Source organism: Coprococcus phoceensis (genome assembly GCF_900104635.1).
Taxonomy (GTDB): domain Bacteria; phylum Bacillota; class Clostridia; order Lachnospirales; family Lachnospiraceae; genus Faecalimonas; species Faecalimonas phoceensis.
Window position 1 is genome coordinate 656,103 of the sequence record NZ_FNWC01000007.1, and the last position, 24,103, is coordinate 680,205.

Sequence of the window (24,103 nt, forward strand, 5' to 3'; positions counted from 1 at the left end):
GGGATGAGAACATGCAGCAAAAACAAATGGATCAAAACATTGTAGAGATGCTGGATGCATTGGAAAAAGAACCGGCACAAATCGCTGATTTTTTGGAATTTGGAAGTCGGTTCTATAGATACAGCCTAAAGAATAATTTACTTATCTATCGGGAAAATCCGCAGGCAGTTTATTGTCAAAGTTTTTCTGCTTGGAATGATGCAGGATATCAAGTAAAAAAGGGAGCAAAAGGGATCAAGGTATATGTGCCATATCAAGCAACGCTGCTCAAAATAGATGGAAATCTTGTGCCACTTGAACAAGTATCTCAGGAAGAAAAAATCAGATATCAGGCAGGAGAGGTAGAAAGTATCACTCAACAAAAGCATGACGGGGTAAAAGCGGTGTTTGATATTGTTCAGACAACCTGTCCAGTGCTTGCTCGAAAGAATTTTTATCAAATAGGGTATTCAGAACAGATGTATCCAAGAATCGTGAAGGGATTGCTTTCCTATGCAGAACAGCTTTCTGCGGTGCAGAAAGAGGTGCTGTTGAAAGAAACAGGCGAAAAGGCAGTTTCGGAATTAGTTTATCACATTACCCATGAAATTTTTGAATTAGAATATTTGCAAAAAAATCCGGAAACAAAGTTTCAGGAAGCTGCCTTTGGAATGATGTTGGAAAATCATTTGGGAATTGTAAGTACACAAACGAAAAAAGACATTCTTGCATCTTATTGGGAAGAGATTAAAGAGATAAATCCGGAACAGTCATTGTTTAGTGTTTTAAATCAGACTTATAAACTATGTCGAAAAAAAATACCGGAAATACAAGAGACGCTGGAAGTATACTTAAAAAGTCCGCAAAAAGCAGTTTCTGTTTCCAGCGTTGGAGATAAACCTGCTGAACAGAAAAGGAGAAAACCAAGGATCAGCGATGAAGAGTTGCTAACCGAAATTAAAAATCAGATACAAATTACAGACTATGCAAGAGACCATGGATTTACCTTGATTAGAAAGGGAAGATATTATACTCTCGCACAGCATGATAGCGTCCGGATTGATACAACAAAAAATTATTATTGGAGAAATTCAATGCCTGGGAAATCAGGAGTCGGGAAAGGCGATTCTATTATAGGATTTGCGGCAGAATTTGTACATAATGGGGATTTGTATGAAGCATTAAAAGAGCTGACAGAAAGAGTTTATATTCCGGAATATTACACGCCAAAACCAAAAGAACAGGTAAAAGAGAAACAACTGGAGAAGCAGGAATTGATCTTACCGGAGAGGGGAGAAAATATGAGGCGGGTGTACGCCTACTTGACAAAGAGCAGATATATTACACCTGAGATTGTGCAGGATTTTGTAGATCGAAAAATGTTGTATCAGGATATAAATGGGAATTGTGTGTTTGTTGCTTACGATTCAGAAGGAAAACCGAACTTTGCTTCTTTTAGAGGAACTCTTTCGGATGTACGTTTTCTTGGAGATCTAGAGGGATGTGATTATAAACAAGGCTTTTACATTAACAATCAATCTCAAAAACTGATTATAACAGAAAGCGTCATTGATGCAATGAGTGTGATGACTATTCTAGAAGCGCAGGGAAAAGACTGGAAAGCATATGACTATCTTCCTTTGGGAGGAACAGGGAAATATGAACCAATATTAAATCTTTTGAAAGAGCATCCAAAACAAGAAATTCATTTGGCGGAAGACCATGATGTAAGTGGAGTGGAAAGTATGCAGCATATACAAGAACTCCTAAAAAAAGAAGGGATGCTGACAGAACAGATTCATTGTCATGTACCGGAAAACGCAAAGGATTGGAATGAAGCATTAACGAATTATGCCAAGAAATTTAAGCCAGTGGCAGAACTTTCTTTTTTAGAAAAAGAAGGACTTCCGGAAATCCATTATTGTGCAATTCAAAGTACAAAACAAATAGAAGAACAGGGATTCCGAGTGCGAAATGGAAAACATCAATATCGTCTTGTAGAATTGGATGCAGAGGGAAACTTAATACCGGTTGCACTTACAAAGCAAAATACAATGTTTTTTGCTGCACAGGACGTAGAAAAACGGATTCCCAATATGTACAAGAAACTTCCGTATGGGGAATTGCTGGAGCGTCAAAAACTTGTGAAATCAGGGGAGTTACGTTTGGAAGAACCTGCAGAAAAGAAAAAACAGGTATCAGAAGAAATAAAGCAGGAAGTAGATAAAGCAAAGCAGGAACAGGCGGAGAATGCGCCGGTAAAACAGCCTGAAGAAGCAACAGAACAACTGCTAGTAGAAGGATTTAGGGAAGATCAAAATACATTGATGGCAAACATTAAATACAAAGAAGAAGAGCTGGAAGAAGCAGTATGGAAAAAAGAAGATAAGTTTTACATTTGCACTGGAATGAGACTTGACAATACCTTAGAAGAGCATTTGCTCCTAGATGATCAGGTAGAACAGTTAAAAGCATTCCTGAAAGAAAATCATTATGAATTAGATGAAACACTTCCCATATTACAATTGAAACGGAGTGAAGAAAGTCAGGAACAAAAAGCAACCCGGACAGACAATTACCTCAATCAGTTGCAACAGCAGGAAATGAGTAAAAACCAACAAGTAGCAGCGCCAACTCCCATGATGGGAATGGAATTGTAGAAAACAAAAAACGGAGCCCAAGCCAGCAAGCCTACTCCGTTTTTAGAAACATAAGCACATCAGAAAAATATAACTGAAAAAAACTGATGCCAAACATTTAATATATATATACTATAAAAAGTTGATGTTGTCAATAACTATGGAGAGAAAGGAGAAGAAAAATCATGCAAAGGATAAAATTAGATGTTTTTCACAGTCTATTTGAGAAAGAACTTACCGGAAATGAAATTGATTTTATCATAGCACTTACTCACTTGCAGAACGGACGTGGGGAAGCTTTTGGTGTACATTACAAAGAAATGTGTGAGAAAATGGATATTTCTGTGCAGGCGTTCTATGACTGCAAAAAAAGCCTTGCCCAAAAGGGTGTCATCCAAGTGACAAAAGGACAGAAGGATTATGATATTGTTTTGTGCGGAAATGATTTTACTTCTTATACAGATCGAGACTATAAGGCTGGAAATGTGCCGTATATCCGGACAAACCAAAAACTTTTTTATGATGTAAATTGGAAAAAATTAAAACCAGCTCAAAAATTATTAATCATGGATCTGCTTAATATTAATGAAGCAGGTAAATTTCGTACGTACAGAATCAAGCGTGAAAATTTCATCAAAAAATATGCAAATACAGTAGCAGAAGATGGAAGTGTAAAGAAAGGACTTCTTGATATCAATGCAAGAACACTTCAGAGTTATCTAAAAATGCTGAAGCTGTATTTTTATGTTGGGATCAAGGATGGAATGTATCTGATTACGCTGAGAAAACAATTTTCAGAGAAGGTAGTACAATCGGAACATAAGCAAACATATGAATATTTGCTACAGGTTGCTTGCAGAAGAAATAAAATCAAACAACCGGATCAAAAAGAGTATAAAGATATCTTGCAGTTGCTTTTGAATTATCGAAAACGTCTGTGGGAGAGCTTTATAAACCCATTGGATCTTTTCCCTAAAATGCTCCGAATCATTAATGATAGGGTAATGAATCCAAGGAAATGGATGCGGAGACTGAAAGCATCTTTATTCCACAAGCTATTAAGAGAAGATCTTGGAATTGCATAGAATAAAAGAGCCTATACTTACTGGAAACAAAAACAGTGAAGTTTAGGTTTAGTTTGCGTAAAAGAAATGATACAGAAATGAAAATAAAAGAGAAAATAAAGAGAAAACTTTTGGAAAACAATGCAGCATCGAGAAGGAGGCTGTTTTTTTTGAGTCATTGTAGGAAAATTTTTCAAATATCACGGTAGATTTTTAGAGGAATTTCAAATTTCAGGAATCCGTTGAGAAGTTTTTTCAAGATACAAAGAGGAAAAGGGGGAAATATTTACAATTTTACTTCATGTGCAAAACAGGAAAACCCTTGAAAATAGAGGGCTGTAGAGACTTTTTAGTACAGAGTAAATCTATATTTATTTATAATCTTAATTTATATAAAATCCATAATTGACATTACTTGCTCCGAAATAATACAGGAGCTTTTCAAGCAAGTTGTGGAGATGAAAAGATTATTGGCAAAAAAAGAAACGTATATAAAAAATAAAAGAATATTCCCCAAAAAAGAAAAATTATATGTGCAATCGATATTGATTTGAATGAATTTTAAATACAAATATATTATAATTATATTAAAGATAAAACAAAGAAAAAAGAAAGTGGAGGGAAAAGAAAACATGAATAAAGTGATTTTGATAGGACGTTTAACAAGAGAGCCGGAAGTGCGATATTCACAAGGGGAAAATGCAAGTGCGGTTGCTAGATATACATTAGCGGTTGACCGGCGGTTTAAGAGAGAAGGAGATGCGACAGCGGATTTTATTAGTTGCGTGTCTTTTGGAAAAGGGGCAGAATTTGCAGAGAAATATTTACATCAGGGCGTAAAGATTGCTGTGACTGGACGTATCCAAACAGGAAGTTATACGAATAAAGATGGTGTGAAAGTTTACACAACAGATGTTGTTGTAGAAGAGCAGGAGTTTGCTGAAAGTAAAAAAAGTCAGAACTATGATATGAGCGGAGAAGCTCCTGCAGGGGATGGATTTATGAATGTTCCGGATGGAATTGATGGAGAACTTCCATTTTCATAAAATGGGCGACAGGTAAAATACGGTAGTTGAAGCTGCATCCGGCCAAGATGGACGTGATGCAGCGATAAGAAAAGGAGAAGAGGATTATGGCAGAAAAAAAGATAGAATTTATCAGTGAAAAACATCAGGAATTTTACATGGAAAAAATGCAAAATTCTAAATTCAAAGATGTGTATCATCAGGCTCTATATTATTGTCTTGGAGTAAATGTAGACACAAGATTTCATTTCAAAAATATTTTTGATGAAGAAACTCATTGCGTCAGAGTGGAATGTCTGCAGGAGGGCTGGCAGACAAGTGGCAGTTTGAAAGTGGTACGTATGGCGTTTAATTTATTCTGCAATGGAACGCCTACAGTGAATCAAAAAAAGGATGCAAAGGAAAAGATTGAGGAATGCAGCCGTTATAGTGTAGAAGACCTTTTTGCTTGTGAATATGCACCATTCTTTTGGCAGGCAATCCAATTGAGATATCCGGAGTATGCTGTATATAACAATGCACATGCGGAATTGTTTGGAAGTGAAGACTAGAGTAGCGGTGCTATGAGGAGGGGGACAAAATTGTCCCCCTAAGCTCAAAGTAGATAAGCTGAAAGCAAAAGAAATAATCCGAACGGAGAAAGTTTAATGAGAAATTTATTTAAAAGCAGAAAATGAACGGTTACGGAATGGTAAAAATTAGAGTTCATGGGGAGGAAACAGAGGTTCTGGAGGCAGTAGAAGTCTTGAAAAAAGACTTTGAACTGCTCTCTGTTTCTAGGCCGTATCCAGATAGAAATAAAGGAGAGAAACAATATGTAAGAGTATATGTAGACGCACAAAAGAGGTAGTGCTTATGAGTAAAAAAATTGAATTATTAGATGTGAAACCTTGGGAAAGAGAAAAGTATCCGGAATTAAAATCAAAAACGGAACTACAAAAAATAAATTTGATGCCAGGATACAATGTGAAGCCACGTGCTATTGTAAAACGTAGATCGTATGGCGATTACTACCTTTATGACATAAATAAAACAATTCCATATCACGAATCAAAAAAAGAAAAAGCCCGAAAAAATGCAGAGAGAAAGCGTAGAGATAAGGAACGTACTTGCCAAAGTTGTGGAAAGAAATTTCATTATAGAGAGATTGTTAACAATGAAATACCATTTGTCCGAGAAAAGGGATTGTGTGCAGATTGCTATTTTAAAACATTCCAAAAATATAAGAATGGGATTGTATATGACTTAGAAACTACTGGTCTGTATCCATTTTCTCCAGAACTGGGAGATGAAATCTTATCCATGTGCATTATGGATCTGCAGGGCAGTGTTTTGTTTGAACATTATTTCAAACCGGAGCATACGGAATCGTGGTCAAAAGCTGCAGCCATTAACGGCATCACACCAGAAAAAGTCGAAAATGAAAAACCGTTTTCCTTTTATCGAGATGAAGTTCAGAGAATATTTGACGCTGCAGATATTCTAATTACATATAATGGAATACATTTTGATGATTCATTTTTAGAAGCTGCCGGTATTGAAATTCCGGACGTGATGCAATTTGACGTGATGTTAAAATTTGCCTGGCTTATGCACGAATGGGATGATTATCATAAAAGTTGGCGTTGGCACAAGCTGATTAATTGTGCTGCGTATTACAACTATGAATTCCCGGCGCATGACGCAACCGAAGATGTACGTGCAACCTTGCATTGTTACACGGAAATGGTGTTTCAAAAAAGTAAAAGGAGCCATTGCAGAAGAAATGCTACTTGATAAAATGCATATAGGAAGTTTTATAGGCAAAGACAGTGATTTTCTTCAAGCTACAGAATGGATCAAAGCATATATTGTTATGACGGATTCAAGTGTAAGCAAAACTTTACTAGATTGGGAGTTAGAAGAAAAAACAATATTACTATCTAAAAAATTTTGGAATGAATCACAGAAGATTCTTTCGGAAAACAGAACAATGGTTGAAGCTATATCTGAAAACTTGCAGAGGAAAGGAACGCTGACAAGTGAAGAAGTAAAAAATATATTAAAGGAAATTAAAAACTAAAGAATAGGGTTTGAAGTTAGGGGACAAATTTGTCCCCTATGTAAAAGAAGGAGAATTATGGATAAGGTAATGTTAAGAGATGACTGCGGAAAACGCCAAAGTTGTAGATGTGGCAATATCTATTTTCAACGTGTTGTTGGACGTATTTATAGATACAGGTGCACAAAATGCGGGAAGTGGTATAAGGTTGTAAAGAAAGAGGGGAAAAAGATTGAGATTCATAATTAATAATGAGACGCTTTTTATTTTGTCTATAAACAGTCTCAATATTAATTGTGAAACGATAAAATAAGAAAGCTATGGACAAAATTTTATTTGAAATAAAGATAACAAATTCTTGTGAAGAGATAAAAAGACTGGAAATTTTGAACGATATATTAAAAAATGTGGGAGCGGATGCTTCTTTTGAAAAAGAACAGTCTGGAGAGAACTTCTTGAAAATTCGTTATGACAAAGAGACTATAAGAAAAATAAAAAGCAGAAAAGCTGGGGCAAAGTCAATTAAGTTGAAACGGAAAATTTCAATTAAAGAGGTTGAAAAATGGATTGATGTAACGACTGCGAAAGAAGTGGCAGAAGAATTAGGTGTAAGTCGATCAACTTTATTCCGAAGAATAAAAGAAGCAAAAAAGCAGGGAGTGGATTATATCGAATAAAAATTTTTCTTTTTTTGGGGAAAAGGGAAGTGCAATAGAATATAGAAAAGAGCATAGTGGAGCTGATAGTAGAATAAAAGCCAATGGAGAACTGTTCCAAAGGCTTTTATTTTGTAAACAAAAACAACCTTAAAAGGTTATTTATATAATACTATATTGGCATAATAAAAGCAAATAGTTTTCCCCAAAAAAGAAAAAGTTTCGTTCTAATTATCTCTGAAAAGATGCACTTTAGGCATTAATATAATATAATTATATTGTAAACAAAAACAATAAGAAAAGGAGAATGGAAAATGAATTACAAAGTATTTCAAAAAAGTGTATTGGAAGAGGTAAAAAGAAGAACAGGAGAGGATGTAAGATTATGCGAAACCACAAAAAATAATAGTGTTGTGCGAGCCGGAATTATTATGGGGGAAAAAGAGATTTCGCCAATAATATATTTGGAAGAATTTTTTTATAAGTATCAACAAAAAATTTGCTCGATTGAAACAATCGCAAAGGAAATAATAAAAGTGTACAACGAGCACAGGGACGTTCCTTTCAGTTGCAAAAAGATTTTAGAGAAAGTGGGAAAAGAGGAAAATGTAATTTGTAAATTAATACATACGGACAGTAACGCGCAATTGTTGCAAAGAGTACCGCATAAGACTTTTTTAGACTTGTCTGTTATATATTATTTAGATGGCGGAGAACTAAAAGATAAAAGTGAAAGAATGACAATTTTAATCACAAATGATATTTTGAAAATGATACCTTTAAGAGAGGAAAAATTATATGAGTTGGCATTAAAAAACATGGAAATCAAATTCGAATATAAGTTTTATAACATGATAGAGATATTTGAAGAGATGCCAATAGATGAAGAAGAAAAGAGAAGATTGATAAAATCGTGTGAAGAGGAAATTATGTATGTTCTTACAAACAAAGAAAAGTTTTGGGGGGCTACAGCAATTTTGAGAACAGAAATTTTAGAAGAGATTGGCAAAAAATTAAAACAAAATTTTTACATTATTCCAAGTAGCATTGATGAAGTGCTTATTGTTCCGTCTTATGCAGATATAGATAGAAAAATGATGGACACTATGATACAAGAAGTGAATGAAACACAGGTAAGCAAAGAAGAAAGGCTTTCAGACCATGCATATTATTATTCGATAGAAGAGGGAAAAATATTCTTGTAAAAGCATCTCTTATGTGTCAGGAGCTGTCTGCTGATAGCGGACAGTTCCAAAAAATAAATGGAAGTCTGTAAAGAGAATAGACTTTAAAGAAAAAAAATGTTAAAGTATTGATAGGGAAATAAAGGGGGTGTCAAGTTGCGGATCGAGTATGAAAAAGAGGCTGCGAAGCACATTGGTAAAATGGATAGACCAACAAAACAGAGGTTGAAGATAGCAATTGAGAAACTTCCGGCGGGTGATGTAAAAAAGTTACAAGGAATTAAAGATGATTACCGATTACGAGTTGGAGATTTGCGAGTTATTTTTTCGGTAATAAATGATACAATAATCATAAAGGATGTTTTACCAAGAGGGCAGGTATACAAGCGATTATAGGAGGCGTTGACAATGAGTAAAGAAATGTTAAAAGGATTAATAGATTTAATTGATGAGAGTGACACAGAAACAATATTTAGAGTGTTGGTTCGGTTTGTTCCGGAAGATAAAGCATTGCCGGATGAAATAGAGGCAATTGAACGAGCAAATGAAAGCATTGCTCAGCACGGAACAGTATTACATGATTCTATAAATTGGGATTAATGAGATTAAAAAGGTAGGGGACAAATTTGTCCCCTAGATAATTAAAGAGAGGTAACGAGTATTAGAATCAGAAAAGAAGATGATAGTCAGAAAGGAATGTTATGAAGAAAACATATATATTGAGTTGTGCTGCGATTATTATTTCAATTATCTCCATGACTATTTCTATAATTGAAATGGGGACAGAAGCTGTAACAACTCCAGACGGGAGCATATCAGATTGTGTATCTAAGGAATCGCAATTACTTGTAGAATCAAAGGAAAATATGGTTGTACAATTAAAAAGTGAAGTGCCGGAAACAGAACTTATAAAACATGGAACAGAATATGTAGTTGAAAAAGTAGTGATAGAGAATAGTGGGGAAAAATATTATTTTATTGAAATGTTTGTGAACGAAAATCCATGTGTTAAACAGGTAAGTGCTGATGATTTTGAAATGATTTCTGAATATCAGATACCTTTGGATATATCAAGGAGAGGTTAATATTATACAAAGTTTAAACTTTATTATGTCTATAGTTTCGGCAGGACCAAAGAAAATACAGTATATCACAAATAAAGTGGTTATTTCTGGAAAAGAATATGTGGGAAAAACCTGTGCGATTTATTATCAGTCTCAAAATGAGATTTAAAAAATATTACACTTCATAGACAATGCTCCAAAAAATAATGTAGTATGGAATAAATGGGAGCAGATAAGAATAGAATGTTCAAGGAGAAAATAAGGGGACAAATTTGTCCCCTAAATAATTTAGTAACAGAGTAAAGGAACTGTGAAGATATATGGAGCTGAGAGGCTCTTTTTTTGTTGCCATTTTGGCAACAAATTTTTCTGCAAAAAAGAAAAATTAGGTGTAGGAAAAGCTGAAAAAAGAAGAAAAAGAAGTGTAAATATATTATAATATAAGTATCAAAACAAAAACTTTTGAAATATGCAAGGCAGAAAGGGTGGTAAATGTGAAAATGCCGAATGCAAGTGAAGTCATAGAAAGACTTGCAAGAGAAAATGAGCAGAGAAAAATCTTAACAATTCTAGAAGAGTGTAAAGATTTAGCAGAGGCAAAAGCCAAGATTAAGGCACTGCTCCAATAAATAAATTAAAATGACCGTCTTATAAAAGACAGTCATTACCCAACGAATCACAGGCGGTTTGTCTTGCGACAGCCTGTGATAAAATAATAACACACGCAAGACAGAAAGAAAAGAGAATTATCAGAAATGCAAACAAAAAAGCCGGAATCGCACACACTAGCAATGAAACGAAACCGGCACCCCAAAGAAAGGAGATAATTATATTATGGCAAAATATTTTAAAAATGTAAAGAGTTATGAGGATTTAAAGAAACAATACAAAGAATTGCTTAAAAGATACCACCCGGACAATGGTGGCGATCTTGAAGAAATGAAAAACATCAATGTTGAATTTGATTCTCTTTTTCCGATTTGGAAAGAGCGAAAAGGAACGAAAATGAAAGAACCCGTTAAAGAAACAGCGGATAGTGTTAGAAATCAGTTTTACACACAGTTTGGATGGGAGGGGAGCAATCACAGCTGGAGCAGGACTCTAAAAGAAGTTGCTCAGATTGTGCGTACATATGTAAAAGAAAAATATCCAACATATAAATTCAGTGTACGTACAACATATGCTTCTATGTGTCAAGAGTTACATGTTGCACTGAAAGAAAGTCCAATTGAAATTTATAAACCTTTTGAAGAATTGACAAGTGAGGATTTTGAAAAAATTGGAAAAAGTTTATTTCCATGGAATTGGGTTGTTGATGAAAGAATGAATTTTCTAAATGCATCAAGAGAAGAAAAAGAAAAAATTATTAGAGATTCAACAAATGTATATAAAAATGTTTTGAATGAAGCTACGAGGGCGGTTATTCAGGATGTAGATAATTTTGTAAAATCTTATAACTACGAAGATTGCGACGGAATGATTGACTATTTCCATGTAGATTTTTACTATTTTGGATGCTGTAAGGACAACGGCAAAAATATAAAAATTGTACCAAAGACAGCAAGAATTAAAAATCGTAGCACAGCACCAGCGAAGCAGAGCAATGCAAAAACACAGTCGGAAGAAACAGACGCCACCGCAATCGAAGGAAAGAAAACATATACTTTTAAAGTTACACACGGCGAAGATACACGCGACGGCTCCGAACTATGGGTTGTAAGAATTGAAGAGACATTGCCCAAGGAAGAATATATAAGAATCAAAAGAATTATAAAAGACTTGGGTGGTTATTACTCAAAATTTAAACACGGATTTATTTTCAGATTTGAGCCTTACGAAGTGCTGAAAGAGGTTATATAATATGATGTATACAGACGAAATAGCAGCCGTTAAAATAGCAGTTAAGAGAGCGAAGAAAGCCGGAGATATTGAAGCCGGCTTTCAAAGTCTTTTCAAGTGGCACACAAAGCACCAAACAAGAGATATCAACTGGATAATTAAATGTTATAAAAAAGCAATCAAACAAGGAATTGTTTAGAAACACAAAATTTTTATTTGTAGCATAAATGAAATACGTTGCACAAAAAAACAGCAGCAAGAACAAATGTTCTGTACGCTGTTTTTTGTATGAAATGAAATACCTGGAACAATGGATGCCCGGAAAATCATTGGAAACATCTAGGGAAAGAGCATAAGGGAAAACCCACCCCAAAATGGCTTTGGGGCTAGGCAAAGCCTAGGGTTTTCATGGGGTGATTTTTCTTTTTTGGAGAATACAAGCGATATCGGTCTTGATAAGTTGAGTTTTATATATTAATATATAAATATTAAAACAATGATTAAGAGGTGGAAGTTAATATGAAGCAGGATATAAAAATATATAAATTAGAAAGTGAAGTTGTGCTTGCGATTGATAGGATGGCAAAAGAACATGGGATGAGTCGTAATAAATATTTAATCGGTATTTTAAAGAATCATGTGATAGCTGGAGAAATAAAAGAGGTCGAGGAACGCTATGTGAATTTAATCAAAACGAACATGGAAGTTATACAGCATAACTCTGAAACATTAGAGATGTTGAAACAGGAGATTTTGATGGAGAAATATTTAGAAGAAGAATGGAGAAGAGCTAATGAAAGTTAAACCTTTTAGATTGGAAGAGGAAGATGAGAAAATAATTCAGAAAGTGCAAGAAGAACAAGGACTAAAAAGTGAGGCGGCAGCATTGCGGTATATTTTACGGCAATATAGTAAAAATGAAAAAACTGTTAATGGAATATCAATGGAAGTGTTTCGGAAAATGGAAGAAATGCAAGAACTGACATTGGATATTTTAAATACAATTTTAATAGATAGTAGATTTGATGTGTGTTATCCAGTAAGCGAGGAGGAATCAGAAGTTCTTATTAAATTAAAAGATCATAGAAAGAAAAAGTTAGCTAATTTGAAGCAGAAAAAAGATTACAAAAATAAAAAGAAAGGGGTTTAAGAGAAGGGGACAAAAATGTCCCCTAAGCAGAGAAGAACAGAGGGGGACAAAAATGTCCCCTAAGAAGAGAAGAACTGGAGGGGGGACAAAAATGTCTCCTAAGCAGGGAAAAAACAGAGGGGGACAAAAATGTCTCCTAAGCAGGGAAAAAACAGAGGGGGACAAAAATGTCCCCTAAGAAGAGAAGAACAGAGGGGGACAAAATTGTCCCCTAAGAAGAGAAGAACAGAGGGGGACAAAAATGTCCCCTAAGAAGAGAAGAACTGGAGGGGGACAAAAATGTCCCCTAAGAAGAGAAGAACTGAGGGGGGACAAAGTTGTCCCCTAGATAGAGAAGAGCCGGAGGGGGACAAAATTGTCCCCTAGATAGAGAAGAGCCAGAGGGGGACAAAGTTGTCCCCTAGATAGAGAAGAGCCGGAGGGGGACAAAATTGTCTCCTAGATAGAGAAGAGCCAGAGGGGGACAAAAATGTCCTCTAAGAAGAGAAGAACTGGAGGGGGACAAAATTGTCCCCTAAGCAGGGAAGAAACAGAGGGGGACAAAAATGTCCCCTAAGAAGAGAAGAACTGAGGGGGGACAAAAATGTCCCCTAAGAAGAGAAGAACAGAGGGGGACAAAATTGTCCCCTAAGAAGAGAAGAACTGGAGGGGGACAAAATTGTCCCCTAAGCAGGGGAGAAACAGAGGGGGACAAAATTGTCCCCTAAGAAGAGAAGAGCCAGAGGGGGACAAAATTGTCCCCTAAGAAGAGAAGAACTGAGGGGGGACAAAGTTGTCCCCTAAGCAGGGAAGAAACAGAGGGGGACAAAATTGTCCCCTAAGCAGAGAAAAACCAGAGGGGACAAAATTGTCCCCTAAGCAGAGAAGAACAGAGGGGGACAAAAATGTCCCCTAAGAAGAGAAGAACTGGAGGGGACAAAAATGTCCCCTAAGAAGAGAAGAACTGGAGGGGACAAAAATGTCCCCTAAGAAGAGAAGAACTGAAGGGGGACAAAATTGTCTCCTAAGCAGGGAAGAAAAAGAGGGGGACAAAATTGTCTCCTAAGCAGGGAAGAAAAAGAGGGGGACAAAAATGTCCCCTAAACAGAGAAAGACAAAAATGTTTCCGGAAAAGGAGGTATAAGGTTGGGAGATATAAAGGCAGGAGTTACTTTGATGCAAGATTTTTGTAGACCTAATTCAGATGCATATTCAGGGTACATAGATTATTTGGATCGGGAGGAAGCACAAAGAAATCATGCGATACAAACCTTTAATCTGTTTAATGATTATATGGGAAATCCAGAAAAATCAACAGGACTGTTTACTAACGAAAAAGATAACTTAACTCATTCTGAAAAAAGAGAATTAAAAGATGTTTTTCAAACAGCTCAGGATAACGAGAGTGTTATGTGGCAGACCGTTATTTCTTTTGACAATCGGTGGCTGGAACAAAATGGGATATATGATTCTCAAAAGCAAATTTTGGATGAACAAAAATTAAAAGAAGTAACCCGTCTTGCAGTGAACCGATTATTAAAAAGTGAAGGTTTAGAACATGCTGTATGGAGTGCCGGTATCCATTACAATACAGACAATTTGCATGTGCATATTGCGACAGTAGAGCCGTACCCGATGCGAGAAAAAATGATGTACAATGGGAAAAAAGAGGTACGAGGAAAATTTAAGCTTCAGAATATCAATAATTGTAAAAGTGCCGTTGTAAATGAAATTATGAGAACGAAAGATATTAATCTACAAATCAATAACATTATCCGGAAAGATATTATTGCTTCAGCAGAAAGTAGAAATTTTCGAGAGGATCCGGTTATCCGGGAACAGTTTTTGAAACTATTTGAAAATTTACAGGGAGTTCCTAAACATAAACAAAATTATAATAGCTATGCAATAAAACCACTTCGGGAACAAATAGATGGCATTAGTGAGGCTTATATACAAAAGTATTGTAAAGAGGAATATAAAAAGTTTACAGAAATTTTGCAAAGGCAAAGTAAATTATATGCGGAGGCATATGGCGGAGGGAATTGGGAGGATTTTGAACAGACGAAAAAAGAAGATCTATATAGGCGCATGGGAAATTTCGTGTTGCGTGAAATTAGGGCATATGAGGTTGGCATTTCAAAAAAAGAAACTTCATTTGAACTTGAAAAAACATATTTGGGTAGCGGATACAGAGAAGAAAAAGTAAAGATTACAGAAAACTTGAAAGAAGATATGATTTTAAAGGAGCCGGATTTGCTACAACAAGAAGAATCGAATATAGAAACCTTAGAAGTTCAACAGACAGAACAAATATTTGAAAAGGCTGGGAACTTATTTGAAAAAAGTTCTCAGCAAAATAAATCTTCAGGGTCGTATATGGACTATTTTAAGGAGTGGAAAGATCTTCAAGAACAGATTGATTTTGCAAAAGAAAAAAATTTGGCAGATATGCTTGAAAAAAAATATCAGGATAATCCATTTGTGATGTACTTCATTGGAGAGATAACAATGTATAGCAGAGGAACAGAAATTGATTTAGAGAAATCCCAAGAATGTTTTCAAAAATCTTTACAGATGTTTGAACAGGCAGAGCCTTATATTAAGGGAAGTGAAACCAATTCATTTGATCTGAAGAGCTACGTACAGTACCGAATCGGGAAACAGTATAACAGAGGATGGGGAACAGAAAAAGATGTTCAAGAGGCAATCCAGTGGTTTGAAAATTCAGACACAGATTATGCAAGATATGCATTAGGAAATATTTACTATCGTGGAGATGATGTGGAACAAGATTACGAAAAAGCATTTCAGATATTTCAGGGGATTTCAAATTCAGCATTTGCAGAACAGAAGAAAGCAGTAATGTATGAATGTGGACAGGGAACAGAAATAAACTTAGGAGCAGCGGAAAATAGTTATAAAAATGCTTTTGATGGATTCCTATCTATGGATAGAAAATTGGAAGGAGATCCGCTATCACAATATCAGATTGGACAGATGTTGTATACTGGAAAGGGATGTGAACAAAACACAGAAAAAGCAATTTCATATTTAGAAAAATCAGCAGAAGGAAAAAATGTTCCGGCACAGTTGTTGCTGAGTCAGATTTATATTAAATACGACATAAGAGAAAAGTTGCCAGTTGCACTTGGGTATCTGACAGAACTGGCAGAGAAAGGAGATAATGAAATCGCCCAGTATGCATTGGGAAAACTTTTCATATCGGATGAAAAATTAAAAGATATCAATAAAGGAGTAGGATATTTAAAAGCTGCAGAAGAAAAAGGAAATACATACGCAAAAATTCTTTTGGGGAAAGTGTATCTTGATTTAGATAGTGGAATATATGATGTGGAACAAGGCGTAAGATATCTGACAGAATTAGTGGAAGCGGGAAATGAATATGCTTGCTATTATCTTGGAAAAGAGTATGTGAGAAAAGAATCTCCATACTACAATGAAGCAAAAGGAGTCCAATATTTAGAAAGAGCGAAAGAGCAAGGGAATGATAGGGCAAAGTATTTTGTTGGTAAAATTTATTTAGATAAAATAAGTTCAGAATATAGTCCCGAACTTGGGCTGCAGTATATGACAGAGCTAGCAGAATCAGGAAATGAATATGCGCAGCTGAAACTTGGTTTTGAGTATTTGAAGGGGGAAAATGTGGAAAGGAATATATTTTCATCGTACAATTATTTTTCGCAGGCGGCAGCACAGGGAAATCAATTAGCGGAAAATATGATGCTGGATCTTTCTACTGAGAGGACAAAGCGACGGATGGGAAGCCCATTGGGGGAACTAGATAAAGCATTGATGCAACTAAATAAATCTTTCCGGACAGAAATGATACAGAGCATGAAAAACATACGTGAGTACAATTTGGAGCAGGAATATGTGTTGGATGAAATCAGTCTATGATTTTATTAGGGGACAAATTTGTCCCCTAAATAATTTCCTCAAAAAAGAAAAATGAATGTGTATTGTATATTATAATTTATTGAAAAAGAATAAAGATTATAATATAATATAAACATAGAAAAAGAGAGATTCAAAGGAGGAAATTAGAATGAAAGTAATAGGATTTTTAAACAATAAAGGTGGAGTAGGAAAAACAGGAAGTATCACGACATTGGCACACATGATTGCAACCGAATATGAAAAGAAAGTATTAGTTGTAGATATTGACCCACAAGCAAACACAAGTCAGCTTTTTGGTTTTAGTGGGGACGAACAGGAATATTCATTGACAGAGCTTTTGAATGGGAGAGTGTATCCAGTAGAGAACACGGTGGAAGATATTCTTCTCGATTCAGAAAAGGATATTAGGGATTGTATTTACGAGACAGAATATGAGAATTTGTTTATAATACCATCCTATATTACTTTATCAAGTGTAGAAAATCAATTGCTTGGAAATGTTACAATGCCACAGCAATTCCGTTTAAAAAAACAATTGGATAAAGTAAAAGGTGAATTTGATTTGTGTATGATTGACTGTGGACCGAGTGTCTCGTTGTTGAATGTAAATGCATTGGCAGCATGTGATGGGATTTATATTCCGTCTCGATGTGATAAAGATTCGAGGGTGGGGGTTGCGAATATTATTCGTTTGATGAAAACAGTACAGGAGTATAATCAAAAGCTTGAACTGAAAGGCGTTTTTCTTACACAGTATGATGTGAGAAAAAATATTTGCAAAGATGCAGAAAAAGATTGTGAAGAAGCTCTTGGAGATATATTTTTAAAAGAGTGTTCAATTCCAGTATGCACAAAAATGGAACAGACAGGCTTAAAGCAGAAACCGTTACTTGTGTTAGATACATATGGAAAGGCTACGCAACAATATGAGAAATTAGCAGAATATATAATAAATAATTAGAAAATTCAGAATAAAGGTTATTATCATTTGCAGAGAGTAGAAAGTATATGTTATAATACAATATTATAGTGTCTGAAAAATTTAAAGTACAGATGAGGTAAAAGTAATATGACTATGAGTAAAAATAAATTTAAACAAAAAAGAGAAGAGGAGTTAAAAGTTGGAGCTGGACTACTCAGTCCAGTTTCAAAAACAGCAGATGTATCTAGTTATGAAGTTGTAAATATAGATATGGATTTAATCGTTCCGAATGAAAAGAACGATTTTTCAATCGATGAATTAGACGAGCTGGCGGAATTGATTGTAATGTCAGATGGTATTTTACAGCCATTGATTTTATTACCGGAAAGAAATCCACAGGGAATGTATACGCTTACGACAGGAGAAAGAAGATGGAGAGCTGCAAAGCTATTAAAGGAGCAGGGGAGATATCCGGCGAAGTATAAGAACACAGTACCATGTATTTTCCAAGACCCCAAAGAAATTAAATTACCATTGTCCAATGATACAAAAGAATTATTTTCCATAATGGTTACAAACCAATATCGTCATAAAAAAGAAGCAGATCAATTAATGGAAGTAAAAAACTGGACACGTATTTTTCAGGAACTGAAAGAGAATGGAGAAGAGTATATCCCGGAACAATTGGCTCTTTTGGCTGGAACAGCGAGATATGGAGAAAATGGAGAATATGAACCGGAACGTCTTGTGGGTCAGAAAATGAAAACTTTAGTATCTGCTCATGCTGGAATATCAGAAGGTAAAGTACAGCAGATTAATAAAGTGGAAAAAAACGCAAGTGATGAGCTGATGGATAAATTGTTGAAAAATGAGGTGTCATTTGCTGCGGCAGAAAAAATGCTGGAGATGCCTAAAGAAGAGCAAAATAGATTGATTGAAGAAACAACAGGAGAAAAGATTGAAGTTAAGGAAGTTGAAAGAAGAATAGAGGAAATTGAAAAAAAGAAAATTATTTCAAAAGAACAGGTAGAGTCTGATTTGAAAAAGATTTTGGAACGATGTTCACAAGAGGTTGAACTTGGAAGCAAGGAATATAAAAAGTATCTGCACGCTTTAAACCAGCTTGAAAGAATATTATGGTAGGGGCGAAAAACTTTAAATGAGGTAGAGGACAGCAGAGCGTGGTCTTAAGTGCCAGCGCTCTGACCTCATATAAAAAATTTCTCCTCTACTAATATATACACTTTACTTGATAAAAACTAACGCTACTTTGCAAAAAAAGTTGAAAAATTTAAAAAATGAGGGAGAAGTAATGAAAAAAACATCATTTAGAGTTACCAAGGCAACTTTGGAACTCGAAAACGTATTGATTCAAAAAATGGATATTCCACGTACTACATTTCATAGACGAATGATAGACTATTACTTAGAATACGATCGTACTGTAAAACCGCAGCTTCTGATCCGGAAAATGACAGACCCAAATTATATTCAAAAAGATGAAATGGAACAGATATATTTGGATGAAAAAAGAGAACAGTTACTTTTAGAAGTAGCAGAGGAACAAGAAAAAATTTATCAAAAGAAGTGCGGAATAAATATAGTACTTTTCCAAGCATTATTGACATACTGTGTAGTGATGGCTCCGGTAGTGTTAGATAGTTGATAAAGGAGTAAGAACGGAATATGAGTTACACAAGAATACACTGGGAAGATAGGCTGAAAATAGAAGTTCTTGTAAAAGCCGGGCATAATCAAACAGAAATAGCAGCGTTGATTGGTAAGCATCGGACATCTGTATCAAGAGAATTAAAAAGAGGTGAATATGTACATCGAAATTCTGACTGGACAGAGGAAATTAGATATAGTCCGGAACTTGCAGAGGAGAATTATCAGAAACATTTGCGGGAAAAGGGAAAAGATATAAAACTCGGTAAAGACCATAAGCTAGCTGCGTACTTAGAAGAAAAAATAGTTGAAGAGAAATATTCTCCTTATGCTGTGATTCAGAAAATGAAGCAAGAGGGAAAAAAGTTCACAGTAAGTATCAGCAGAGCAACTATTTATAATTACATCAAAAAAGGGATTTTTTTGAATTTGACAGAAGAAAATCTGCCACTAGGCGGACATGTAAAGCAAAGAAAGAAAAGAGAAAAAAGACGTAAGCGTGCCAGTGCAGGAAAAAGCATAGAGACACGATCAGAGTCTATTGAAACAAGGGAAGAATTTGGACATTGGGAAATGGATACAGTTGTTGGGAAGCAAGGTGTATCTAAAAAATCTTTTTTGGTTTTAACGGAAAGAAAAACAAGAAAAGAGATTATTGAAATTTTGAAAGAACATACAGCAAAAGAAGTGGTTCGTACAGTAGATAAAATTGAGCGACAGTGGGGAGCAAACTTTAGGAAAATTTTTAAGAGCATTACAGTTGATAATGGCACTGAGTTTTCAGATGCAAAGGGACTGGAAAGGGCACGTAGAGGGAAGAAGACAAGAACGTCTGTGTTTTATTGCCACCCCTATAGTAGTTATGAACGGGGAAGTAATGAAAACCAAAATCGTTTGATCCGAAGACATGTCCCCAAGGGTACAGATTTAGATTGTATCAGTAAGAAGAGAGTCAAAGAAATAGAAGCATGGATTAATGAATATCCGAGAGAGATTTTTGGCGGGTTATATTCAGATGTTTTGTTTCAAGAAGAATTAAAAAAGTTAGGAATATAGGAAACACAATTAGGAAGAGTGTATTTTTAACCAAGCTATATTCAATGATGTAATATGGCTTAGTTAAGAGTACACTTATTAAGATGTAATATAAATATATTTACTGTTCTTTTGGAAGAAAAAAATACTTAGCAGTAAAATTAATAAAAATCACTAGGTTGATTTGTGAAAAATAGAGAAAAATTATTTTTTTGAAATTATAGTGCGCTAACTATTGACATTTGCAAATAATAAGAAGAAATGAAAAAAACGTTGACAAAAATGGTGAGCTGTGATATGCTAATACATACGTAAGGCAAAAAGAAAGCAGAGTTCCACTCTCACCTTAGCACAAGTGGGTGACTAATGGTTGATATTGAAGCATAAAAATAGAATTTCTATTTTGTGTGCAGAAATGGAGTGGATAGCTGTGAGCTATTCATTTTTTTTACGCATCAATTATATGAAAAAATTAGAGTAAAGTAAAGATTATTTTATTTATGGAGGTGCACTACAATTAGCGATTTAATGATCAACGAGCAAATCAGAGACAAGGAAGTACGTTTAATAGGAGAGAATGGTGACCAGTTAGGCGTTATGTCTGCAAGGGAAGCTTTGAAGCTGGCAGAAGAGGCAGAATTGGATTTGGTTAAAATTGCTCCAACAGCAAAACCACCAGTTTGTAAGATTATTGATTATGGTAAATACAGATATGAACTGGCGAGAAAAGAAAAAGAAGCGAAGAAAAAACAAAAAACTGTTGAGGTAAAGGAAGTGCGTCTTTCGCCGAACATCGATACGAATGATTTGAACACGAAAGTGAACAACGCAAAGAAATTTATCCAAAAAGGAAATAAAGTAAAAGTTACTTTACGTTTTCGAGGAAGAGAGATGGCTCATATGCAGACGAGCAAACATATTCTGGATGATTTTGCAGAGATGTTAAAAGATGTTGCAGCCATTGAAAAACCTGCAAAACTCGAAGGCAGAAGCATTAGTATGGTTTTAACTGAAAAACGTTAAAAATAAATACCTAAATATTAAGGAGGAACATATCATGCCAAAAATTAAAACAAATAGAGCTGCTGCAAAGCGCTTCAAAAAAACAGCTACAGGTAAATTAAAAAGAAACAAAGCTTACAAGAGCCATATCTTAACTAAGAAATCTACAAAAAGAAAAAGAAATCTTAGACAGGCAACTATTACAGATGCTACAAATGTAAAGAGCATGAAAAAAGTTTTACCATATCTGTAAGATTTTGGAAGAATTGAAGGAGGATTAGAAGGACATGGCAAGAATTAAAGGCGGAATGAACGCTAAAAAGAAACACAACAGAACATTAAAACTGGCAAAAGGTTACAGAGGAGCCAGATCAAAACAATATAGAGTTGCAAAACAATCAGTAATGAGAGCTTTAACATCTTCATATGCTGGTAGAAAACAACGTAAACGTCAGATGAGACAGTTATGGATTGCTCGTATCAATGCAGCAGCTAGAATGAATGGTTTATCATACAGTAAGATGATGCACGGTTTAAAATTAGCAGGTGTTGAGATGAACAGAAAAATCTTAGCAGATATGGCAGTAAATGATGCAGCAGGATTTGCTACATTAGCAGAAGTTGCAAAGTCTAAATTAGCTTAGGAAAAAATCATATCCCCGGAAACCTTGAGTTTTCGGGGATTCTTTTATGCGTAAATGGCTTGAAAACGTACTGATTTTTTGCGGTAATATACTGGTGAATAAATGTGTATAATGTGTGGGAAATAGAAAAAATAAGAAAAATAGCAAAATAAGTGAAAAAAATAACAAAATTGCTTGACAAAAAGGAAAGAATTGGTTATACTTGTACTTGTCTTTGAGAGATACAAAGAATGATAACGGGGTGTGGCTCAGCTTGGCTAGAGCGCCTGGTTTGGGACCAGGAGGTCGCAGGTTCGAATCCTGTCACCCCGATTGGAAGATTAATAATTGTAATGAAAATTCAATAAAGTAACGGGGTGTGGCTCAGCTTGGCTAGAGCGCCTGGTTTGGGACCAGGAGGTCGCAGGTTCGAATCCTGTCACCCCGATTAAAAAAGAATAGCGAATGCTATTCTTTTTGAGTTATAAAAAGGGAAAATAGTATCAGTTAAAAGAGAGTACAAAAAAAGAAATCTTCCAACGAAAGATTTCTTTTAAGATGCAGGAGATGGGACTTGAACCCACACAAGCGCATTGCTTACAAGATCCTTAGTCTTGCTCGTCTGCCAGTTCCGACACTCCTGCGTAACAGCTCCTTGCTACTTGATTATAATACTATGATTTGTGTGAAATGTCAACACTTTTTTTAAAATTTATTAAATATAGATAATTATGGAAAAGAAAAGATAATTGTTATATAATTGTATAATAAATCGCGTAATTGCATAAAAATATCTGTAATGGGAGGAATATTTATGCTGGAAAAGATAGATTTGACAAAGAAAATGGAGAAAGACGAATATCAAAGAAGAATCAGTGTGCTGGAGAGAAAGCTTGCACAGTTACAACGAGTGTGCAGAAATTTAAATATTCCGATTATGATTGCCTTTGAAGGATTTGGCGCATCTGGAAAAGGAATTCAGATTGCAGAATTGATTCGTCCATTAGATCCGAGAGGATTTGAAGTGTATGCAGTAAAGAATGAAAGTGAGGAAGAAAAGAAATATCCGTTTTTATGGAGATTTTGGACAAAAATGCCGGAAAAAGGAAGAATCGCAATTTATGACAGCAGTTGGTACCGTAAAGTCCTGATTGATCGGTTTGAAAAGAAAGCAGGAGAAAAAGAGGTTCTGTCTGCGTATGATTCGATTCAGTCTTTTGAGCGGCAGTTGACAGACGATGGTATGGTTTTGATCAAAATATTTTTGTGTATCAGCCAAGAGGAACAGAAAAAGCGATTCGATAAATTATTGGCTAGGAAAGAGACAGCGTGGCGAGTGAGCAAAAAAGATCTGAAGCGGAATCGAGAGTTTAAAAAGTATAAAAGAATGAATGAGGAGATGCTGCAGAAAACCGATACAGACTATGCACCGTGGACAATCGTGGAAGCGACAGACCGAAGATTTGCAACAATAAAAATCTACACGACAGTAATCAATTGCCTTTCGGCGGAAATAGAGAAAAGAAAACAGGAAAAACAAGAAGAAATCATGCCGGATAAGGTGCTTGTAAACAATGAAATATCGGAGACAGTCTTGGCAAAAGCCAATTTGGATTGTTCTTATACGAAGGCGGAATATAAGAAGAGATTAAAGAAACTGCAGAAAGAGATAGAAAAACTGCATGGAGAACTATACCGGAAAGGTATTCCGGTTGTATTAGGATTTGAGGGGTGGGATGCGGCTGGCAAGGGTGGCGCAATCAAGAGACTGACGGAAAAAATGGATCCGAGAGGATATGTGGTGCATCCGACAGCGTCACCGAATGATATGGAGCGGTCACATCATTATCTTTGGCGATTTTGGAGAGCAATGCCAAAAGCAGGGCATATTGCTATTTTTGACAGAACGTGGTACGGAAGGGTACTGGTGGAACGGATTGAAGGATTTTGCAGTAAAAAAGAGTGGCAGAGAGCGTATAAGGAAATCAATGACATGGAACGGGATTTGGTGAATGCCGGTACGGTTGTCCTGAAATTCTGGCTTCATATTGATAAGGAAGAACAGGAGAGAAGGTTCAGGGCACGTGAGAAAAATCCGGACAAGCAGTGGAAGATCACGGAGGAAGACTGGAGAAACCGAGAAAAATGGGATCAGTACGAAGAAGCTGTAAATGAGATGCTGATTCGAACTTCCACAGAAAAAGCACCTTGGATTGTAGTGGAAGGAAACTGCAAGTATTATGCGAGAATCAAGGTGCTTGAGACGGTTGTAAATGCGATAGAGGAACGACTGAAAAATAAGGGAGAGTAAG

Annotated in this window: 27 protein-coding genes, 3 tRNA genes and 1 pseudogene; 29 read left to right on the top strand and 2 right to left on the bottom strand. The window is 35.5% G+C overall.

Features of this window, described 5'->3' with window-relative positions; all coding sequences use genetic code 11:
* Window positions 1-11 precede the first annotated feature (11 nt).
* From BQ5364_RS06830 to BQ5364_RS06890, 16 genes are all read left to right on the top strand, one after another.
* A complete protein-coding gene (locus tag BQ5364_RS06830; protein ID WP_004613522.1) occupies window positions 12-2,639 on the top strand; it encodes a DUF3991 domain-containing protein in 2,628 nt (875 codons plus the stop codon).
* Window positions 2,640-2,803: 164 nt separating this feature from the next.
* Window positions 2,804-3,703 (top strand): hypothetical protein, encoded by a 900-nt coding sequence (locus BQ5364_RS06835; RefSeq protein WP_071143898.1) that lies wholly within the window; start codon window positions 2,804-2,806, stop codon window positions 3,701-3,703.
* Between the two features lie 611 nt (window positions 3,704-4,314).
* On the top strand, window positions 4,315-4,728 hold the full coding sequence (locus tag BQ5364_RS06840; protein WP_044987622.1) for a single-stranded DNA-binding protein: 414 nt from the start codon (window positions 4,315-4,317) through the stop codon (window positions 4,726-4,728).
* An 86-nt stretch (window positions 4,729-4,814) separates the two neighbouring features.
* A complete protein-coding gene (locus tag BQ5364_RS06845; RefSeq protein WP_004613518.1) occupies window positions 4,815-5,258 on the top strand; it encodes a DUF6075 family protein in 444 nt (147 codons plus the stop codon).
* A gap of 122 nt (window positions 5,259-5,380) precedes the next feature.
* Window positions 5,381-5,557: a DUF3970 family protein gene (locus BQ5364_RS17750; RefSeq protein ID WP_004613517.1), complete on the top strand. Its 177-nt coding sequence runs from the start codon at window positions 5,381-5,383 to the stop codon at window positions 5,555-5,557.
* Window positions 5,558-5,562: 5 nt separating this feature from the next.
* Complete coding sequence (locus tag BQ5364_RS06850; protein WP_071143899.1) at window positions 5,563-6,483, top strand: 3'-5' exonuclease; 921 nt, start codon at window positions 5,563-5,565, stop codon at window positions 6,481-6,483.
* Complete coding sequence (locus tag BQ5364_RS06855) at window positions 6,473-6,769, top strand: hypothetical protein (RefSeq protein ID WP_235837133.1); 297 nt, start codon at window positions 6,473-6,475, stop codon at window positions 6,767-6,769. The genes BQ5364_RS06850 and BQ5364_RS06855 overlap by 11 nt, the downstream gene beginning before the upstream one ends.
* Window positions 6,770-6,826: 57 nt before the next feature.
* The gene (locus BQ5364_RS18090; protein WP_004613511.1) at window positions 6,827-6,997 is read left to right on the top strand and encodes a hypothetical protein; all 171 of its coding nucleotides are present in this window, start codon (window positions 6,827-6,829) and stop codon (window positions 6,995-6,997) included.
* A gap of 137 nt (window positions 6,998-7,134) precedes the next feature.
* Complete coding sequence (locus BQ5364_RS06860; RefSeq protein ID WP_235837134.1) at window positions 7,135-7,425, top strand: winged helix-turn-helix transcriptional regulator; 291 nt, start codon at window positions 7,135-7,137, stop codon at window positions 7,423-7,425.
* A 293-nt stretch (window positions 7,426-7,718) separates the two neighbouring features.
* On the top strand, window positions 7,719-8,609 hold the full coding sequence (locus BQ5364_RS06865) for a DUF5688 family protein (RefSeq protein ID WP_071143900.1): 891 nt from the start codon (window positions 7,719-7,721) through the stop codon (window positions 8,607-8,609).
* Between the two features lie 135 nt (window positions 8,610-8,744).
* Complete coding sequence (locus BQ5364_RS06870) at window positions 8,745-8,984, top strand: type II toxin-antitoxin system RelE family toxin (protein ID WP_044988540.1); 240 nt, start codon at window positions 8,745-8,747, stop codon at window positions 8,982-8,984.
* A 12-nt stretch (window positions 8,985-8,996) separates the two neighbouring features.
* Complete coding sequence (locus BQ5364_RS06875; protein ID WP_004613509.1) at window positions 8,997-9,188, top strand: hypothetical protein; 192 nt, start codon at window positions 8,997-8,999, stop codon at window positions 9,186-9,188.
* 101 nt (window positions 9,189-9,289) lie between these two features.
* Window positions 9,290-9,673, top strand: coding sequence for a hypothetical protein (locus BQ5364_RS06880; RefSeq protein WP_004613508.1), 384 nt, complete (start codon window positions 9,290-9,292; stop codon window positions 9,671-9,673).
* Window positions 9,674-9,698: 25 nt separating this feature from the next.
* The gene (locus BQ5364_RS18440; RefSeq protein ID WP_004613507.1) at window positions 9,699-9,821 is read left to right on the top strand and encodes a hypothetical protein; all 123 of its coding nucleotides are present in this window, start codon (window positions 9,699-9,701) and stop codon (window positions 9,819-9,821) included.
* Between the two features lie 331 nt (window positions 9,822-10,152).
* Entirely contained in the window at window positions 10,153-10,281 is a 129-nt protein-coding gene (locus BQ5364_RS06885; protein WP_004613505.1) for a hypothetical protein, read from the top strand.
* A gap of 205 nt (window positions 10,282-10,486) precedes the next feature.
* Window positions 10,487-11,512 carry an LPD29 domain-containing protein gene (locus tag BQ5364_RS06890; RefSeq protein ID WP_004613504.1) on the top strand — a complete coding sequence of 342 codons (1,026 nt, stop codon included), beginning with the start codon at window positions 10,487-10,489 and terminating at the stop codon, window positions 11,510-11,512.
* Here BQ5364_RS06890 and BQ5364_RS18915 read toward each other — a convergent pair.
* Window positions 11,510-11,581: pseudogene (locus tag BQ5364_RS18915) on the bottom strand (hypothetical protein); the annotation flags it as partial. The gene BQ5364_RS06890 and the pseudogene BQ5364_RS18915 sit on opposite strands and share 3 nt — an antisense overlap.
* A gap of 429 nt (window positions 11,582-12,010) precedes the next feature.
* Here BQ5364_RS18915 and BQ5364_RS06895 point away from each other — a divergent pair.
* The 12 genes from BQ5364_RS06895 (at window position 12,011) to BQ5364_RS06950 (ending at window position 22,239) form a co-directional block, all read left to right on the top strand.
* A complete protein-coding gene (locus BQ5364_RS06895) occupies window positions 12,011-12,295 on the top strand; it encodes a hypothetical protein (protein ID WP_004613500.1) in 285 nt (94 codons plus the stop codon).
* A complete protein-coding gene (locus BQ5364_RS06900) occupies window positions 12,285-12,641 on the top strand; it encodes a hypothetical protein (RefSeq protein ID WP_004613499.1) in 357 nt (118 codons plus the stop codon). The genes BQ5364_RS06895 and BQ5364_RS06900 overlap by 11 nt, the downstream gene beginning before the upstream one ends.
* Before the next feature lie 1,125 nt (window positions 12,642-13,766).
* Window positions 13,767-16,541, top strand: a complete 2,775-nt coding sequence (gene mobP2 / locus BQ5364_RS06905) for a MobP2 family relaxase (RefSeq protein WP_071143901.1) — start codon at window positions 13,767-13,769, stop codon at window positions 16,539-16,541.
* 148 nt (window positions 16,542-16,689) lie between these two features.
* On the top strand, window positions 16,690-17,502 hold the full coding sequence (locus BQ5364_RS06910; RefSeq protein ID WP_071143902.1) for a ParA family protein: 813 nt from the start codon (window positions 16,690-16,692) through the stop codon (window positions 17,500-17,502).
* Window positions 17,503-17,616: 114 nt separating this feature from the next.
* On the top strand, window positions 17,617-18,606 hold the full coding sequence (locus BQ5364_RS06915) for a ParB/RepB/Spo0J family partition protein (RefSeq protein WP_136017801.1): 990 nt from the start codon (window positions 17,617-17,619) through the stop codon (window positions 18,604-18,606).
* 169 nt (window positions 18,607-18,775) lie between these two features.
* On the top strand, window positions 18,776-19,129 hold the full coding sequence (locus BQ5364_RS06920; protein ID WP_044987085.1) for a hypothetical protein: 354 nt from the start codon (window positions 18,776-18,778) through the stop codon (window positions 19,127-19,129).
* Between the two features lie 20 nt (window positions 19,130-19,149).
* Window positions 19,150-20,187 carry an IS30 family transposase gene (locus BQ5364_RS06925; RefSeq protein ID WP_004612335.1) on the top strand — a complete coding sequence of 346 codons (1,038 nt, stop codon included), beginning with the start codon at window positions 19,150-19,152 and terminating at the stop codon, window positions 20,185-20,187.
* Between the two features lie 507 nt (window positions 20,188-20,694).
* Window positions 20,695-21,189, top strand: coding sequence for a translation initiation factor IF-3 (gene infC / locus BQ5364_RS06930; RefSeq protein ID WP_071143903.1), 495 nt, complete (start codon window positions 20,695-20,697; stop codon window positions 21,187-21,189).
* Between the two features lie 34 nt (window positions 21,190-21,223).
* Window positions 21,224-21,421, top strand: coding sequence for a 50S ribosomal protein L35 (gene rpmI, locus BQ5364_RS06935; protein WP_071143904.1), 198 nt, complete (start codon window positions 21,224-21,226; stop codon window positions 21,419-21,421).
* 34 nt (window positions 21,422-21,455) lie between these two features.
* The gene (gene rplT / locus BQ5364_RS06940) at window positions 21,456-21,812 is read left to right on the top strand and encodes a 50S ribosomal protein L20 (RefSeq protein ID WP_004613562.1); all 357 of its coding nucleotides are present in this window, start codon (window positions 21,456-21,458) and stop codon (window positions 21,810-21,812) included.
* Between the two features lie 237 nt (window positions 21,813-22,049).
* Window positions 22,050-22,124: transfer RNA gene (locus BQ5364_RS06945), tRNA-Pro, on the top strand.
* A 40-nt stretch (window positions 22,125-22,164) separates the two neighbouring features.
* Window positions 22,165-22,239, top strand: a tRNA-Pro gene (locus tag BQ5364_RS06950).
* Between the two features lie 111 nt (window positions 22,240-22,350).
* Here the strand turns inward: BQ5364_RS06950 and BQ5364_RS06955 are convergent.
* Window positions 22,351-22,435 (bottom strand) — tRNA-Leu (locus tag BQ5364_RS06955).
* A 170-nt stretch (window positions 22,436-22,605) separates the two neighbouring features.
* Between BQ5364_RS06955 and pap the strand changes: the two genes are divergently transcribed.
* Window positions 22,606-24,102, top strand: coding sequence for a polyphosphate:AMP phosphotransferase (gene pap / locus BQ5364_RS06960; protein ID WP_071143905.1), 1,497 nt, complete (start codon window positions 22,606-22,608; stop codon window positions 24,100-24,102).
* Window position 24,103 lies beyond the last annotated feature (1 nt).

What these genes read in the sequence shown, in the direction of transcription:
- BQ5364_RS06855 (WP_235837133.1), top strand. Translation starts at nt 6,473, where the DNA reads ATGCTACTTGATAAAATGCATATAGGAAGTTTTATAGGCAAAGACAGT.
- BQ5364_RS06875 (WP_004613509.1), top strand. Translation starts at nt 8,997, where the DNA reads ATGAGTAAAGAAATGTTAAAAGGATTAATAGATTTAATTGATGAGAGT.
- BQ5364_RS06865 (WP_071143900.1), top strand. Translation starts at nt 7,719, where the DNA reads ATGAATTACAAAGTATTTCAAAAAAGTGTATTGGAAGAGGTAAAAAGA.
- BQ5364_RS06890 (WP_004613504.1), top strand. Translation starts at nt 10,487, where the DNA reads ATGGCAAAATATTTTAAAAATGTAAAGAGTTATGAGGATTTAAAGAAA.
- rplT (WP_004613562.1), top strand. Translation starts at nt 21,456, where the DNA reads ATGGCAAGAATTAAAGGCGGAATGAACGCTAAAAAGAAACACAACAGA.
- BQ5364_RS06850 (WP_071143899.1), top strand. Translation starts at nt 5,563, where the DNA reads ATGAGTAAAAAAATTGAATTATTAGATGTGAAACCTTGGGAAAGAGAA.
- pap (WP_071143905.1), top strand. Translation starts at nt 22,606, where the DNA reads ATGCTGGAAAAGATAGATTTGACAAAGAAAATGGAGAAAGACGAATAT.
- BQ5364_RS17750 (WP_004613517.1), top strand. Translation starts at nt 5,381, where the DNA reads ATGAACGGTTACGGAATGGTAAAAATTAGAGTTCATGGGGAGGAAACA.
- BQ5364_RS06840 (WP_044987622.1), top strand. Translation starts at nt 4,315, where the DNA reads ATGAATAAAGTGATTTTGATAGGACGTTTAACAAGAGAGCCGGAAGTG.
- BQ5364_RS06880 (WP_004613508.1), top strand. Translation starts at nt 9,290, where the DNA reads ATGAAGAAAACATATATATTGAGTTGTGCTGCGATTATTATTTCAATT.
- BQ5364_RS18440 (WP_004613507.1), top strand. Translation starts at nt 9,699, where the DNA reads ATGTCTATAGTTTCGGCAGGACCAAAGAAAATACAGTATATCACAAAT.
- BQ5364_RS06895 (WP_004613500.1), top strand. Translation starts at nt 12,011, where the DNA reads ATGAAGCAGGATATAAAAATATATAAATTAGAAAGTGAAGTTGTGCTT.
- BQ5364_RS06925 (WP_004612335.1), top strand. Translation starts at nt 19,150, where the DNA reads ATGAGTTACACAAGAATACACTGGGAAGATAGGCTGAAAATAGAAGTT.
- BQ5364_RS06835 (WP_071143898.1), top strand. Translation starts at nt 2,804, where the DNA reads ATGCAAAGGATAAAATTAGATGTTTTTCACAGTCTATTTGAGAAAGAA.
- BQ5364_RS06920 (WP_044987085.1), top strand. Translation starts at nt 18,776, where the DNA reads ATGAAAAAAACATCATTTAGAGTTACCAAGGCAACTTTGGAACTCGAA.
- BQ5364_RS06845 (WP_004613518.1), top strand. Translation starts at nt 4,815, where the DNA reads ATGGCAGAAAAAAAGATAGAATTTATCAGTGAAAAACATCAGGAATTT.
- rpmI (WP_071143904.1), top strand. Translation starts at nt 21,224, where the DNA reads ATGCCAAAAATTAAAACAAATAGAGCTGCTGCAAAGCGCTTCAAAAAA.
- BQ5364_RS06915 (WP_136017801.1), top strand. Translation starts at nt 17,617, where the DNA reads ATGAGTAAAAATAAATTTAAACAAAAAAGAGAAGAGGAGTTAAAAGTT.
- BQ5364_RS18090 (WP_004613511.1), top strand. Translation starts at nt 6,827, where the DNA reads ATGGATAAGGTAATGTTAAGAGATGACTGCGGAAAACGCCAAAGTTGT.
- BQ5364_RS06830 (WP_004613522.1), top strand. Translation starts at nt 12, where the DNA reads ATGCAGCAAAAACAAATGGATCAAAACATTGTAGAGATGCTGGATGCA.
- BQ5364_RS06900 (WP_004613499.1), top strand. Translation starts at nt 12,285, where the DNA reads ATGAAAGTTAAACCTTTTAGATTGGAAGAGGAAGATGAGAAAATAATT.
- BQ5364_RS06910 (WP_071143902.1), top strand. Translation starts at nt 16,690, where the DNA reads ATGAAAGTAATAGGATTTTTAAACAATAAAGGTGGAGTAGGAAAAACA.
- BQ5364_RS06885 (WP_004613505.1), top strand. Translation starts at nt 10,153, where the DNA reads ATGCCGAATGCAAGTGAAGTCATAGAAAGACTTGCAAGAGAAAATGAG.
- infC (WP_071143903.1), top strand. Translation starts at nt 20,695, where the DNA reads ATGATCAACGAGCAAATCAGAGACAAGGAAGTACGTTTAATAGGAGAG.